Source organism: Chryseobacterium carnipullorum, from assembly GCF_003815695.1.
In the GTDB taxonomy this organism is placed as follows: domain Bacteria; phylum Bacteroidota; class Bacteroidia; order Flavobacteriales; family Weeksellaceae; genus Chryseobacterium; species Chryseobacterium carnipullorum.
Genome location: NZ_CP033920.1, coordinates 2,233,075 through 2,249,785 on the forward strand (window position 1 = coordinate 2,233,075; position 16,711 = coordinate 2,249,785).

Consider the following 16,711-nt stretch of genomic DNA (forward strand, 5'->3'; position numbering starts at 1 on the left):
AAAATGAAAAATATTATAAAAATAAGTTTGGTGTCTGCGTGTATTGGGTTAGCTTTAAGTTCGTGCCAAAGTGATTTAACTTCTCTTAACGACGACCCTAAACATCCGTCATTTCTTCCATCTGATAACTTGCTAGCTACTGCCTTATATCAATCATCTTATTATATGGATAATCCAAGTGTGAATTTTAATAACTACAGGTTTTTCACACAACAAATGTCGGAAACGCAATATCCTGATGAAACGCAATATAATCTTGTTACCCGTAATCAGCCCCGTAATCATTTTAACAGAATGTATGTTTACAGTATTAACAATCTGAAACAGGCAAAAATGAATCTGGTTAATGAAGTAGAAGCGGATGATATACGTGCCAACAAGTTGGCAACCTTAGAAATTGAAGAAATTTTTATTTGGGAGAATTTAGTAAATACTTTTGGTGATATTCCTTATTCTGAAGCTTTTAAGCCAGATGAGATTTTAACCCCTAAATATGATGATGCTAAGACTATTTATCTGGATTTAATTAAGAGAATCGATGCTGTTACTGCTACCATAAAGCCGTCTGCTACTGGTTATAGTGATTTAGTTTATGGAGGGAATATGACAAAATGGAAAAAATTTGCTAATTCTATTAAATTAAGATTGGGGATAAATTTAGCAGACGTTGATCCTGCATTATCCAAAGCTACTGCTGAGTCAGCAATCGCAGCAGGAGTTATCTCCTCTGATACCGAAGCCTACAAATTTAGTTATGATGGAAACACCTTTTCAAACCCTGTTTATGATAATTTAGTAGCTTCCGGTAGAAATGACTTTTTACCTAGCGAACTGACTATTAACACCATGAAAGCTCTTTCCGATCCAAGAATGGACGTATGGTTTACGAAAGTCGGAGGGGTTTATAAAGGTGGTGTTTTCGGAGAGTTAAATGATCCCTATACTAATTTCTCTCAATTAAGCCCTTACTTTAGAAGTGCTACTACAGCATCTAACCTATTAAGTTATGCGGAAGTAGCCTTCTTAAAAGCTGAAGCTGCAGCAAGAGGATATTCTGTCGGAGGTACTGCCGCAGATCTTTATATTGCTGCTGTAACAGAATCTATGAGAGAAAATGGAGTAAGTACGACCAATACAGTAACGTATTTAGCTGCTAATCCATTTAATGTTGCCAACTGGAAACAATCTATCGGTACACAAGCTTGGATTGCAATGTTTAACAAAGGGTTTGCTAGCTGGAACTTTACCAGACGTTTGGATAACCCAATCCTTGTTAATCCTCCAAAATCTAATTTATCATCCGTACCCTACAGAATGCCTTATTCTGATCAGGAATATGTATTGAATGGTGCAAATGTTAACGCTGCTGCCAGTAAAATTGGAGGTGATAAAGCAACCACAAAATTATTCTGGGATATCAATTAATTTGATCTTAAATAATATTCAAAAAACCGCCCGAGGGCGGTTTTTTGTTGTTTTAGGATATAATGGGCAATTTTAAGCTTGAAAAATATAATATGTATAGCATTGTATTTGTGGTCCGTTATTTATTTATTTTCATTGTGATGTGATGAATGGTTCTGACTATCAATTTGTTATTATTATTTATTATTAATGTTTCATATAGAGATTATCAATTAAATGGATTTGTGTTTTTCTGAAAAAAAATATTGCTTAAATGGTTTCTTTTTGTTAATTGGTTAGATTTTAACTTAATTTAATAAATTTTAGTGTTTTTATTTTGAAAATTAATGAATATTTAATAATTTTTTACGATTTTGTTTTGTGTTTTTAAGAAAGTTTTACAAATTTGTACAGTTACAAAAATTAAAATTTGATATGAAGAAACTAACAACAAGTCTGCTTGTTTTGGTATTGTCTTCATCTGTTGCCATTGCTAATGCTCAACAGAAGAACGATACGGTAAAAACAAAAGAAATTGAGGGGGTAGTGGTAACTGCACTCGGAATTAAAAGAGAGAAAAGATCTCTCGGCTATGCAACCCAGGAAGTAAAGGGTGACGCTGTTAATAAAAATCCTACAACTAACTTCTTAAATAACTTATCTGGTAAAGTAGCAGGTCTGGAGATTAAACAAAGTACCAACTTTGGGGGATCTGTCAATGTTGTAATGAGAGGATTTAAGTCTCTCTTAGGTAATAACCAAGCTCTTTTTGTTGTAGATGGGATTCCTATCATAAATAACAATATCAATACAACCGCCCAAACCACAGGTGGTGGTGGTTATGACTACGGTAGTTCAATATCAGATATAAATCCTAATGATATCGAAACTCTTAATGTACTTAAAGGAGCAGCAGCAACCGCTCTTTATGGTTCACGGGCTCAAAATGGTGTTATTATAATTACTACCAAAAAAGGAAAGAAAAATAAGGAAGGTATAGGCATGGAATTTTCTAGTTCCATTACAATGTCAAGTGTTGATAAATCAACTTTTCCTAAGTATCAAACGCAGTACGGACAAGGATACAGAGGAACTAGTTTTGCCGGGACATTAGATGGAAGTCCAATTGTTGAATTTGGAAATGATGCGTCATATGGTTCTCCATACGATGGATCAATGGTTTGGCAATATGGAGCTTTTACTCCAGGTTCGCCGACTGAAGGTCAAAAGACTCCTTGGCAAATGGCAAAAAATGGACCTATCAAGTTTTTTGATGTTGGATCCACCTATGTAAATAGTTTAGCTTTCAGTGGTGGTAATGACTTAGCTACATATCGTTTAAGTTATACCAATACAAATGCTTCCGATATCATGCCTAACAGCTCGCTAATGAAAAATAACTTTAGTGGGAATGCTTCTTATAAACTGACAGATAAATTAACGGCAAATTTCTATGCCAATTATGTAACTCAAAAGACCAAAGGACGAAATAGCACTGGTTATAATGATAACATAATGACTAATTTCAGACAATGGTGGCCAACTAACGTAGATATAAAAGATCTACAGTATCTTTACAACACTTATAAAAAGAACTATACTTGGAATATAAATGCGACTGATGATTTGAGCCCTGCATTTTGGGATAACCCCTATTTCCAAAGATATGAAAACTATCAAAATGACTCTCGAGACAGGTTTGCTGGAAATTTTAGTTTAAACTATGATGTAAACAAAGATTTTAATCTATTGTTTAGAATGGGTACTGATGGATATACAATGATGACAGAAGATAGAAAAGCAGTCGGCTCTTATGTAGGGAATAATTTTGGGTTGAATACTGTTGTCCAACCATCAGGATATGCTTTAAGTAATTATAAATTCAACGAAACGAATTACGATCTTATTGCTACATACAAGAAAGACATAACTGATGATTTTAATGTTAGTGCATTACTAGGAGGAAATGTAAATGTCCAGAAAGCATTCTCAAATCAGCAATCTACATCTGGAGGATTGTATACTCCCGGAATTTATACCATAGCCAATTCTAAATCTAATCCAGCTAGACCATTGATTTCTGATGTATCAAAATATGTATACGGTGCCTTTGCTCAGGTTTCATTAGGATATAAAAATACCTATTATTTAGAAGGTACTATTAGAAGGGATCAATCTACTGCTTTGCCGAGTACTGATGCTGTTTATTGGTATCCTTCATTATCAGGGAGTATAGTTTTTTCAAATTTTATAAAGGCGAGCTGGTTGAATTTTGGAAAAGTACGTGCTGGATATTCTCAGGTAGGATCAGATACGAATGCAGATCAATTGATGAACCGTTATTTTTCCCAACCTTCCTATGGAGATATTCCGGTATATGCTTATAATGCTGTACTTAGAAATTTTGATCTTAAATCTCAAGGACTTAAAAATGTGGAGCTTGGTATTGAGGCAAAATTGTTTAAGAACCGTTTAGGGTTTGATGTATCGTGGTTCCAAAATAAAGCATATGATCAAATTTTGGCATTGCCTGTTTCATTTGCTACGGGGGCTAGTGCTAGAACTCAGAATGCTGGTGAGTTGACAACAGAAGGATTTGAAGTAGCTGTTAATATTACGCCTATTAAGACAACTAATTTCTCTTGGGATTTGAATCTAAACTGGTCTAATCCTTGGACGAAAGTTACAGCGCTTAGTCCAGGTATTGAGAATATTTCGATTGGTAGACTTCAGGGCGGAGCAAGTGTTAATGCTCCTCTCAATGGAGATTATGGTACGCTTTGGACCTCTGATTTTGTCTATGATTCAAACGGACAAAAAATCGTAGGACCAAACGGGGCTTATTTGGTTACAGATAAAGCAACTTATAATCAGGGAAGTTTTCAATCCAGATGGAGTGCAGGGCTAAACAATACATTGACATATAAAAACTTATCATTAAGCTTCTTAATTGACTGGAGACAAGGTGGAAAAGTATATTCTTTAGATCAGTTCTACGGTTATGGAACTGGAATTTATCCTGATTCAGTGGGGATGAATGATTTGAATAATCCAATAAGAAATACTTTGCCTAATGGTGGAGGTGTAATCATGCCAGGAGTAATGGCTGATCCAAATAATCCGGGTCAATACATCCCGAATACAATTAGATTAGATAGATCAAGATCGAGCCAAGTTTTAGGAACAGACCTTCCAGGTGCTGCTTACGTTTATGATGCAAGCTTCGTAAAATTGAGAGAAGTAGCAATAACATATAAATTTGATAAAGATTTCTTTAATTCTAAATTTATACAAGGAATGTCTATGAGCTTAATCGGTAACAACCTTTGGATCATTCATAAAAACCTTCCTTACTCAGATCCTGAAGCGGGTCTATCGGCTGGAAATATTCAAGGTTACCAATCCGGGCCACTTCCTACCACAAGGAACATATCGTTTAATGTAAAAATTAATTTTTAAGAAAGTATGAAAAAATATATATTAACATCGTTAGTCGCTATGTCATTCGTAGGATGTTCAACAAGTGATGATGTAAACACAGATCAGCATGCAACATATAATACTACACCAGAAGCATTAATAACTTATGCTCAGAAAGAATTAAGTGATTATATGACGACGCCTAGTGTTAATGAAAACAATTTTAGGCTTACAATGCAGTACTGGCAGGAGACTATTTATGTGAATGAAAGTAATTATGATTTTACGAATAGAAATGTATCCAATAATGTTTGGACTGATACTTATGTTAATACATTAAAAAATTTAGACCAGGCAAGAAGAACTATTGAAGCTTATGTTCCGACGATTCAGGAAACGGCAACTTGGCCTGGTATAAAGAAAAATCAATTAGCGGTGATTGATATAATGCAAGTTTATACATTCCAGGTTTTAGTTGATACCTATGGCGATATACCTTATACACAGGCTTTAGATATAGAGTCTTATCCTCTTCCCAAATATGATAAGGCTGCTGATATTTATGCATCACTTATTTCAAGATTAACAACTGATATAAATAACTTATCTACAAGCTCGGATGGCTTTGGGAATGGAGATGTTTTTTATAAAGGGGATATTGGGAAATGGAAAAAATTTGGCAACTCATTACTGCTTAAGGTAGGAATAGCTTTAGCAGATGTTAATCCAAGTTTAGCTCAGAATACTGTTAATCAAGCAATCTCAGGAGGATTGATGTCCTCATCAGGAGATGATTGTAAATTCCAGTATCTAGATTCTTCTCCTAATGAAAATCCTGTTTATCAGGAGGTTACTTCTAGAAATGATTTTATTGCTGGAAAAACTTTAGTAGACTACATGAATACTACAGCAGATCCAAGGATTAGTGTATACTACAGAGGTCCAATTGCAGGTCAGTATGTGGGGCAGGTAATTGGAGCACCTGGTGCTTTTGCCAGCTTTTCAAAACCAGGTGTTTTTACAAGAGATGCTACTACACCCGGAATTCTTTTAAGCTATACAGAAGTAGGGTTTTATCTTGCTGAAGCAGCTGCAAGATGGGGAATTGGCGGAAGTCCTGCTACATTGTATAACAACGCAGTAACCTCTTCATTTACAGACTGGGGAATGACTGCAGATGCTGTAGCTTACTTAGCTGCTCATCCTTATAACCCTGCAAATTGGAAAAAGTCAATAGGTGAGCAGGCATGGGTAGCGATGTATAATCAGGCTGTAACTTCTTGGAACTTTTACAGAAGATTGGATTATCCACAACTAGTTGCTCCTACTACCGCTATTCCAAATGCTGGTGGGAAAGTCCCGGTTAGACTTCAGTATCCACCTGCTGAAGCGACAACTAATGGTACGAATAGCTCTGCTGCAAGTGCCGCCATTGGAGGTGATAAACTTACTACAAAAATATTCTGGGATATCAACTAAAAAATATACATTCATATCAAAAACCGCCTTCGGGCGGTTTTTTTATTTCCGTATATTTGTATCTCAAAAATATTTAGACGAAGCAGGCTGCTCCATTCAGCCTTTAAAAAGTAATACATACACATGAATATTAAAGATATTATAGAAGAGAAGCTTTCGGAGGTTATTTTAAACGTATTCCAGCTGAAAGATATTAAGCTTGAGATTCAGGAAAATAAAACGGAATTTGAAGGCGATTTTACCATTGTTACATTTCCATTGGTGAAGCAACTTAAAAAAAATCCGGAAAGCATCGGTGTTGAATTAGGAGGTGCTTTGACAGAACAGGAAGACCTGTTCGAAAGCTTTAATGTGGTAAAAGGTTTCCTTAATATTAAGGTGAAAAACCAGCTGTTTGTGGATAATTTCAGATCTGTTAGCAATGATTTTGATACTATAGAAAAGAAGAGCGAAACAGTAATGGTGGAGTATTCCTCTCCAAACACCAATAAGCCGCTTCACTTAGGACATGTCAGAAATAATCTATTAGGTTTTTCTGTAGCACAGATTCTTAAAGAGGCAGGATATGAGGTGATTAAATCTCAAATCATCAATGACAGAGGAATTCATATCTGTAAGTCTATGCTGGCGTGGGAGAAATTCGGACATGGAGAAACTCCGGAATCAACCCATACAAAAGGAGATAAGTTTGTAGGAAACTATTATGTAGAATTTGATAAAAACTACAAAAAAGAAATTGCTGAACTTATTGAGGCCGGGTCAACTGAAGATCAGGCTAAGAAAGACGCACCTTTAATTGTTGAAGCACAAAAAATGCTTTTAGATTGGGAAAATGATGATGAAACAGTAAGAAAACTCTGGAAAGAAATGAATGCCTGGGTGTATAAAGGCTTTAGCGAAACATACAAAAGATTAGGTGTCGATTTCGATCAGGTTCAGTATGAAAGTAATACTTATATTCTGGGGAAAGATTTGATCCAGGAAGGTTTGGATAAAGGTATTCTTTACCAGAAAGAAGACGGTTCAGTTTGGTGTGATCTTACGGATGAAGGACTGGATCAAAAACTGCTGCTTCGTTCAGACGGAACTTCTGTGTATATGACTCAGGATTTAGGAACGGCAGTAGAACGTTTTAAACAAAATAATATTCAGAAACTCATTTATACGGTAGGAAACGAACAGGATTATCATTTCCAGGTTTTATTTAAAATCCTGAAAAAATTAGGCTATTCGTGGGCAGATCAATTGTTCCACCTTTCTTATGGAATGGTAGAACTTCCCAACGGTAAAATGAAATCCCGTGAAGGAACCGTTGTAGATGCTGACGAGCTGATGCAGGAAATGTATGAAACAGCAAAATCGATCACTACGGAATTGGGAAAACTGGAAGGTCTTTCTGATGATGAAAAAGAGGTTTCTTATGAAATCATAGGATTAGCTGCTTTGAAATATTTTATGCTCAAGGTTGATCCTAAGAAAAAGATGCTGTTTGATCCTGCTGAAAGTGTAGAATTTTCAGGAAATACAGGTCCGTTTATCCTCTATACCTATGCGCGTATTCAATCATTGTTATCAAAGGCAGAGGTAGATTATAAGGAAATTTCAGAGGTAACTTTAAATCAACACGAGAAAGAACTTATCATGCTATTGACCAATTATAAAACGGTCGTTGCGAAATCAGCAGAGGCACTAAGTCCTGCTTTGGTAGCCAATTATGTTTATGATTTAGTAAAAGCTTATAATTCATTCTATCAGAGCAATGTCATTCTGAAGCATGAAGACGAAAACTTAAAAAAATTCCGTTTGAATCTATCAGACCTCACTGCTAAGACAATTAAAAAATCACTAACCCTGCTCGGCATCGGAACCGTAGACAGAATGTAAAAAATAAAGCCTCCTGAAATTTAGGAGGCTATTTTTTTATAATGTAAAATAGATTACGGATAAATTAAAAGAAAATCTCAGCTCTCACTCAAATCATCCTTTCTGCTATCTCTGTACAGCTTCGCCGCACTCCATTTGGCATGTTTTGAAAGAACAATGGGATATCCCTTTTTATTGTTATAAACTTTAGTAAACTCTGCTCCGAAAAACACAAGCATACAGGAATAATTGATCCACATCATAATCAAGATCACAGTTCCGGCAGTTCCAAAAGCGGAAGTAGGCTTAAAATTTCCAAAATAAAGGCTTAGTAAAAACTTACCCAGCGTAAATAAAACAGTAGTAAGCAAAGCTCCTTTCCATACAGGATTCCAGCTGATCTTTACATCAGGAAGTACTTTAAACATGAGCGCAAACAGCAGCATGACCAGACAAAAACCAATTCCAAAATTGACCAGCTCTACAATCATATAGGTTTCAAGGCCAAAATAATTCGTGATCCAGTTATTAAACAGGCTGATCATGGAAGATAAAATCATGGTGATCATCAGTAGAAAACCAAGAATAAGAATCATTCCCAATGAATTGGCTCTGTCCAAAATAAATTTTAACAAAGCTTTTTTAGGAGCAGCTTCTACATCCCAAAGCGTATTTAAAGAATGTTGCAGCTGAAAAAATAAAGTGGTAGAACCGAAAACTAAAGATCCGATTCCTACTATTTTCATAAAGATATTCTGCTTGTCAATCAATGCACCGGCAATCATTCCTTCAATACTTTTTGCAACATCCGTTCCCATTAAACCGCTGATCTGATTACTTATTTCACCACGGATAGCTTCCTCACCGAAAAAGTTTCCTGCGATCCAGATAATAATTATCAATAATCCGGGAATAGAAAATATCGCATAGTAGGCTAAACTTGCAGAATCTTTTGATGCAGAAGAATTGTTCCATTCATCGAAGGTCTCTTTAAGTACCTCCCAGAAAAATTTGATAGTATTGATCATATTAGAAAGGATATCCTATGGCTATATTTAAAATTAAATTATCTTTTCTCCAGCTAGAATCTCCGAAATTGATTCGGTCAAATGCCCATCGGTCTCCTTTTTCATAATAAGGAACCCGTAACGGCATTGCTAGATCCAGTCTTAAAATTAAGATAGAGAAATCAAGTCTTAGACCAACTCCGGCTCCAACTGCAATTTCACTTAAGAATTCTTTTGAAAATTTACCTCCGGGTCTGTTCTTATCATCATTGATTAACCAGACATTTCCCGCATCAACAAAAGCTGCTACATTTAAAAATTTATATAGATTGGCGCGGTATTCTGCATTTAACTCTAATTTGATGTCTCCTGCCTGGTCTAATAAAGTTCCCGGTTCAATAGTTCTTGGATCAAAACTTCCAGGCCCTAAAGTTCTTGCACGGAAAGCACGGATGCTGTTGCTTCCCCCAGCAAAAAACTGTTTGGAGAAAGGAATGAATTCCGAATTTCCATAGGGATAGGCTATCCCTCCGATAAATCTGCTTGCGAATGAAGTCTTTTCGGTGAATTTATGATAGAACCTGAAATCATGTTCCATTTTTGCATATTGGCTGAATGGGACTCCGAAGATTTTTTTCTCTTTATCTTTTTTTACATTGGCACCTGTTACCAAACCGGTAACGTTTCCTGCCAGATCCAACGTTCCTTTATAATAAATAGTGGTAGGCTTAGACAGCATTGTATTGGTATACGTATACGAGTAAGTTGGCCCGAAAATAAGTTGCTTTGCAACGACTCTTTGTGCAGCAGGAGTAGTTGCCTGCTTGTAAAACTCATCGGTTACATTGGCAGGAGATACCAAAGTAATATCAATGACCTTTAATTCATGTTCCTTTCTGGCGTTCTCCTTCCATACATACCCAAATGCAGCATTAAAATTATTAAGCGTATAAAGTTGAGTACGGTTTTGAAATTCATAGCCCAAAGTAATATTCGTTCTCGGAACAAAAGCACTTGAAGAATTAAAGCGGAAAGGTGCTACAATTCTTGGAATTGAAAGCTGAACATTCGTCCCTGCACGGAATAGATTCTGTGCATTTTCCTGTCCTCCCATCTGGAAATCAAAGGCTCCGTAAACGGCTGCCTTAAACTGTTCAGCTCCCCTGAAGAAGTTTCTGTGCGTCCAGTTCAGGTTGAGTTCACTACCAGCATAATTCGCGGAGTTCGTTCGTCCTAAAGCTTCCAGTCTGAGGGATTGAATTTGTCTTGGTGTCAATAAATAATACGCATCAAATTGATGTTTTAACGAATCTGAAACGATAAATTCATTTTTCACAAATTTGAAAACCCCCAAACTAATCAGACGGTTAAGCGTAAGATTATGATTGGAGCGGTTGTAAAGATCCCCCTTCTTGAAATATAATGCTCTGTCGAAGATTTTTGGTTTAAATTTATGTTGAGGGTCAATGACGTAGATGTCATCATAAGCATATTTGGACAGTGAATCAGGATTCATCGGAACGCTGTACTTTCCTCTTTTGACATCCTGAATAGTATAATTGGGAAAGACAATAACATTATTAATACTGAACTGTTCTGTAGCCAGATCAGGAGTGTCTTCTTTTAATTTTACGTTAAGCTCTACTTTGTGATTTTTGCTTACTGTACTGTCAGCCTGAACAATAACATTATCCGGACTGAAATAGTAGAAACCTCTTTCCTTTAAGCCATTATCAATACGCTCTCTCTCATCTTTGATCACATCGAGGTCGAAAGGTTTTCCGGATTTAAGTAAGGTTTTATTAGCGAAATTTTGAATTTCCCGGTTGATAAGTGTGGAATCCTGCTGGAATTTAACATTGCTCACCAGATACCTTGCACCAGGTCTTAAGGTGTAAATAACCTGTGCTTTTTTATTTTTTGATACCGTATCATACGTGGCTTTTGCATTGAAATATCCTTTATTTTCAGAATAGTTTTCAATGATCTTTCTGTTGAATTCACGATCTACATCCCCCAGTAAAACAGGTTTTTCACCTACTTTATATTTTAGCCAATAATTGAATCCTTTATCTTTTTTAGGTTCTTTGGCAATATTATAGAAATATAATTTTGGACGCAGACCTAATAATTTGGAATTGGGCTTAGGAACTAAATTTTCCTCCAGCGCCGCCTTGAGTTCATTCTTTTCCTTTTTTGAAAGACTGTCATTTTCGACTTTCACTTCTCCGCCGGTGTAAAGCATCTGACCTTCCTTAAGAAATTTTGTATTGCTACATGACACCGAAACAGCGGCAAATCCCGAAACGAACAAATATTTACAATATATATTAAAATTACTTTTCATTATTTAAATTCTACCACTTGGTTATTCTTGTTTTCTTTTTTACGTCTTTCTTTCTTGGATGTTTGGAAAATCTCGCGGAATTTATCATAGTCCAGAGTGATGATGAATCCTAATCCCGTTTCGATAATCTGTCCCTGAAGAGCCACCTGATATTCATCCTTACGATACGCCCTCATCATATATCTTCCATCTCTTGACAGACTGTAATCTATTGTGACATTTCCTGCTATGTTTGTGGTGTTTTCGTTTTGACGGGCTTCACCCTCCAAAGCAAAATTACTTCCTACAGAAACTTTCAGACGGTCATTCAGTAATTTTTTACTAACGCCCACATTCAGGTCTGTTCTTGTATTTTTTTGTCCCGTTGAATAATCTTCAGAAGAATCAAGGCCTAAATCGATATCCACTCCTTTGATCAAACCGGCCGCAAGATTATTTAATTGCTGGGAAAGAATTTTACTCACACTCTGTCTGGCCATCGCTTCAGCCGACATTCCTGCCCCGGATTCAAATGGATTTTCTCCGATAAAGCGGTTCAGTAAAAGAAGGGCGAAAACCTGCTTATTCATTTCCGATTCCTGAGTCCTTAGCTGAGTGAGTTTCTGATCCACTACATCCGTTACCGCAGATGAAACAGCATTGTTTTTTTCGTCCGTTGTAATGTCGAAACTGATTTGCGGTTTTAGAAGTTCACCTTTCATTTTTAATAAGGTATTGAAAGGAATTCTTTGTTTAAGCTGGTTTAATACAGCCGGGTCATCAACCTGCTGCTCAACAAGATCAATAGGAGGTGCTTCCGTTTTATAAACAGCCGTAATATCCATAATAGCTGCAGTGGGCTCTCCCGTCCATGTAATCGTGCTTCCTTTCTGAATATCAAATTTACGTTTCAGAAGACTTACAGAAAGTTCGTAAGATCCTTTTTCTACTTCATAGACTCCTACCAGTGTGGTTTTTCCTGAAGGATCAATTCCTCCTGTTAACTCTGCTTCACCCTGAAGTTTTACAAAATCTCCGTTGGCTTTATCAATGACAATGGACATTTTTGCTTCTTTACTTACTTCGATATTCACACTTACATCCATACCTTTGAAACGGCTTTGGGCTTTCAGTGAATCAGCCTTAATTGTTTTGTTTAAAACCACCTGATCCTGATCGATGAACTCTACAATTCCATCTCTTTCCTGAAGGGAAGGACTGGACTGTGGAAGAACAAAAGTGAAATCTGTATCGTCAGAAACGGACAGCCTTCCGTCAACTTTAGGAAGATCCAGATTACCCCGGATATGAAGTCCTGCGTCAATAGCAAGAATTCCATACATCATTGCATCATTGGATTTTTCTGAATTAACCACTTTGAAATCTTTGGCATTAACGTCAAGATTAAAAGCAAAATCTCTGTAAGTTTGCGTAAGAACCTGTCCATTGATTACAAGAGAATTTCCATCCTTATCATTGATTTTAAATTTGTCAAACTCGATACCCCGGTTGGTAAAATCAATTTCATCATTCAATTTTCTGAAATCACTGCCTGTTTTTGCAATTTCCAGTCCGGCATCATTGAATTTTACTTTCCCTAAAATATTAGGTTGATCCGTATTTCCTGTAATCTTTAAATTTCCTGAAATATAACCTTCGGTATTGGTGATCGCATTCATAGAAAAACCCTGAACACTTTTCATCTGAAGCTTATTGATCGCCATATTCAGATCAAATGTGCTTGAAGACGTATTATAATCTCCAAGAATTTTCACATCATTATTATTACCAGAAAGAGCAACGTCAGCATTTAAAATATTCGGTGAAGCGTTGTTCACCTTTACAGCAAGGTTCCCCACCGCATTTCCATAGACGATCAGGTCTGAAATATTCAGATCAGAAGTGAAGGTCATCTTTTTGGTAATATCCCGAAGCTGCGCTGTCCCGTTGATGGTTCCTCTCGCCAGAACTGTATCTTTTTTGATGAGTTCAGTGATCGTTTCAATTTTAAAATCTTTCAGCGAAACATTAAGGGGACTGCTTGGATTGTCTGTTTCAGACTGAAGTGATATCTCGCTTCCCGCATTGGAAAGAACAAAATTATCTGCCAGAATCCCTTTGCTGCTGATTTGAATCTTATTATTCTCAGCAACACTCCAGTCCGAGTAGTTAAGTTTTAAACCATTCGGATTCAATGAAATTTCTGTGATGTCATTCAATGATTTTGCATGACCTGCAATAAGGAACTGTGTGGTATCTTTATCGTCTTTTGTGGTAATATTGTAATTAATGGTATTATCTGCGACATCTCCGCTTACAGCCACTTTTTTCAAGGTGAAGCTTGAGCTTTTTAATGCAGCTACATTCAGGTTGTATTGCAACGCCTGATTTTCATTGGTTACTTTTAAAGCAACATTTTCAAGTGAATTTTCACCATATAGGACCTGTGGGATCTGACCGTCGATTTCGATCTTTTGAGAATCTGCATTGTAATTTCCTGCTAAATTGATCGTTTCAAAACTTTTCAGCTCCGGAACAAACTTTCTGATTAAATCATCATTTTTGATCTTTGCATTGAAGGTGAAATATTGCCCCGGATCGATCTTCTGACCTTTCGCTGGTTTCTGAAACTGATAATATTGATTGATGGTCTGCGTTAAAGCTCCAAAAATCTGGGTCAGTTTATATTTTCCTTTTAAAGAAACATCAGCGATTTGAGAGTTGAAAATAATTTGGGTAGAGTCTTGGGTTGAGTAAGCTTTCAGATTCACTTCCTGTACAGGATAAACCTCTTTTGTATCTGAAAAAGCAAAATCCTTCAGGTTTAAATAACCGTTCAGGGCATCCGGATCAAGGCTTGAAAAATCTCCGTCGATCTTTCCCGCAATAATCATAGGCTTCTCATAGAATCCAAGTTTATTCACATCGAGTTTGATCACTTCTCCATTAATTTTTACGGTAGGATTTTTTTCATTGTAAACTCCGGAAGCGATTAAATTCAGATTCGCATTCGGATCTTTTGAATTTAAAACAATGTTGTAAGCTCCTTTATTAATTTTACCAGTAAGATCCATATTCTGGTAGCGGTATCCTTTATAGACAGCCGATGCTACATGGCCTTTCAGATCTGCTTTTGCATTTTTGAAATCAAAACTTTCGCCCTTTGCAGAAATCTGAGCGGTAATGGCTCCTACATCTTTATTTTTGATGATCTTTCCAACCTGAATACCCTGAAGATTAGCTTTTACATCATACAGTTCACGGTTTTTTCTGCTCATATCCACGTCTGCAACAATGGCAGCATTTCCAAGGGTAGAGTAGAGGTTAAGATCTGCTTTTACAACTTTGGTCGTTCCTTTTGCGCTTCCCTTGATACTAAAATGGGAAGGCAGAGAAATATTCGAAGGAATGGTGTTTTTCGGAACAAGATTGTAAACTGTCTTTGCCTCAGCTGAAAATTCTCCGATCCTTAAATCATAATAAAGATTTTCAGGTTTCATCGCGTTTTTGATCCTTCCTGAAGCCGCAACTCTCAGCTGATCCAAACCTGACACCTTAAGATCTTTGATCAGAAGGTCATTGACAATTCCCTGAACATTAGCATTGACATTCAGAATAGCGTTAGGATATTTATTGAATGGAACAGTATTGCGTAAAGTAGGAACTATATTCAATATGTCGGCAAAACCAATTTTGGAATCTTTAATATTAGCTTTAATTTTTACAGTGCCTGGATTTGAAGTCAGCTGCTCCAGGGAATCATAATTTAAAATTACCTCATCACGGATCAGCGTTTTGGGAGTCTGTAAATAGAGATCTTTTAAGTAAGCCTCTTTTTCGGCATAGACAAAATCCGTATTGAATTTTTGAATATCAAGCCCTCTTGCTTCCTGAACTTCCGCGGAATTCACCGTTCCTGCAAACGTGTTATTTTCCATTTTGAAGCTTCTTACCTCCACATTCATTTTAGAGAAATTCATGTGATTAAAGTCCATGCCCTGTCTGGTAGGAGCAATAGCCGTGTTGTTGTAAACAGCTTTTACATCATTAAGGACAAGTTTTCCAAGAAGTACTTTCATCGCTTTATCCTGATCGGAAACTTTCGAAACTTCCGGTTCTTTTTGGTCTTTCGGATTAGCATTTTGTGCAGGAAGATAAAGATTCGCGTTAATATCTGCTCCTGACAGAACAACGTTGGAAATATTATAGGAATTATTCTCGAGATCCAGTTTATTGACCTTCGTACTTAATTCTTTAAACAGAACTTTGGCAAAAGTTTTGGTATTGTCGTCTCCATAATCGATATCGAAATTGGTAAGCTTGATTCCCCTCAGACCAATATTCATAGGTTTTTTATCGTTGAGGGAATCTACTTTTTTCTCGACTTTTTTAGAAACTTCTTCAATGAGGTCCTGTTTTAATTTTAATTTCAGTCCGTCAAGATTAATATCATTAACGGCATAGGTATTTTTATTCAGGTCAAAAGTTTTAACCCTTGTATCAAAAGATTTAAAATATAATTTAATATCATTCTTCGACTGCTGGTCATTAAATGTTACTCCAATATCTTTTAAATTGATCTTATCAAGAGAAATAATAAAAGGTTTGGAAGAACTTTCTTCTTTGTCACTCGTTGCAAAAGCATTAATGATATAATCGAAATTGAATGTTCCGTTGGGTTTGCGTACAACATTCGCACGGGCTCCGTCAAGATCTACGGAGGTGATATCGGCTGTGGAGCTGATAAGTTTCAGCATATTTAACCCTACATCGAGTTTTTTGACAGCGAGAAGCGTGTCTACATCCTGTCCTTTCAGATAAAGGTTTTCCATGACAAGGCTGTTCGGAAATCCGATATAGACCCTTTCCAGACTTACTTTCGTCTTGATCTTTTTCTCAAGATACACGATCAGCTTGTCTTTGATAAAGTTTTGAACGGCAGGAAGCCTTAAACTCAGGATCAAAAGGGTAAGTAAAACCAGTATAGAAATAATGGTTATTGCAATACGCCTTAAAATTTTTCTTTTGTTGATTTTCAGTTCCAAATGCGATTAGGTTTCTAACAAAGATAAGAATACTATTTTATTAGTTCTTTGTTGTGGTATCCTAGTGCAAGTACAAAAATCCTGCCTTGGCTGCCGTGATATGGAATTTAGTTAGTAGTTGTCAAGTGAATATGTTGATAAAGACAACCAAGGTGTGGATTTTTCTC

At 36.4% G+C, this 16,711-nt stretch carries 7 protein-coding genes; 4 read left to right on the top strand and 3 right to left on the bottom strand.

Annotated elements, in window-relative coordinates; all coding sequences use genetic code 11:
* Positions 1 to 3 precede the first annotated feature (3 nt).
* The 4 genes from EG346_RS10210 to argS all read left to right on the top strand — a co-directional run bounded on the left by EG346_RS10210 (position 4) and on the right by argS (position 8,187).
* Positions 4 to 1,425, top strand: a complete 1,422-nt coding sequence (locus EG346_RS10210; RefSeq protein WP_123878433.1) for a SusD/RagB family nutrient-binding outer membrane lipoprotein — start codon at positions 4 to 6, stop codon at positions 1,423 to 1,425.
* A gap of 414 nt (positions 1,426 to 1,839) precedes the next feature.
* Positions 1,840 to 4,863 carry a SusC/RagA family TonB-linked outer membrane protein gene (locus tag EG346_RS10215; protein WP_123878435.1) on the top strand — a complete coding sequence of 1,008 codons (3,024 nt, stop codon included), beginning with the start codon at positions 1,840 to 1,842 and terminating at the stop codon, positions 4,861 to 4,863.
* A 6-nt stretch (positions 4,864 to 4,869) separates the two neighbouring features.
* Positions 4,870 to 6,303, top strand: coding sequence for a SusD/RagB family nutrient-binding outer membrane lipoprotein (locus tag EG346_RS10220; protein ID WP_123878437.1), 1,434 nt, complete (start codon positions 4,870 to 4,872; stop codon positions 6,301 to 6,303).
* Between the two features lie 123 nt (positions 6,304 to 6,426).
* Positions 6,427 to 8,187: an arginine--tRNA ligase gene (argS, locus tag EG346_RS10225; protein ID WP_123878440.1), complete on the top strand. Its 1,761-nt coding sequence runs from the start codon at positions 6,427 to 6,429 to the stop codon at positions 8,185 to 8,187.
* A 77-nt stretch (positions 8,188 to 8,264) separates the two neighbouring features.
* On the opposite strand, the gene EG346_RS10230 is transcribed toward argS, so the two are convergent.
* From EG346_RS10230 to EG346_RS10240, 3 genes are read right to left on the bottom strand one after another with little or no spacing between them, the layout of a single operon-like run.
* Positions 8,265 to 9,194 carry a YihY/virulence factor BrkB family protein gene (locus EG346_RS10230; protein ID WP_123878442.1) on the bottom strand — a complete coding sequence of 310 codons (930 nt, stop codon included), beginning with the start codon at positions 9,192 to 9,194 and terminating at the stop codon, positions 8,265 to 8,267.
* A 1-nt stretch (position 9,195) separates the two neighbouring features.
* The gene (tamL, locus tag EG346_RS10235) at positions 9,196 to 11,520 is read right to left on the bottom strand and encodes a translocation and assembly module lipoprotein TamL (RefSeq protein WP_123878444.1); all 2,325 of its coding nucleotides are present in this window, start codon (positions 11,518 to 11,520) and stop codon (positions 9,196 to 9,198) included.
* The gene (locus tag EG346_RS10240; RefSeq protein ID WP_123878446.1) at positions 11,520 to 16,544 is read right to left on the bottom strand and encodes a translocation/assembly module TamB domain-containing protein; all 5,025 of its coding nucleotides are present in this window, start codon (positions 16,542 to 16,544) and stop codon (positions 11,520 to 11,522) included. Before EG346_RS10240 ends, tamL begins: the two co-directional genes overlap by 1 nt.
* Positions 16,545 to 16,711 lie beyond the last annotated feature (167 nt).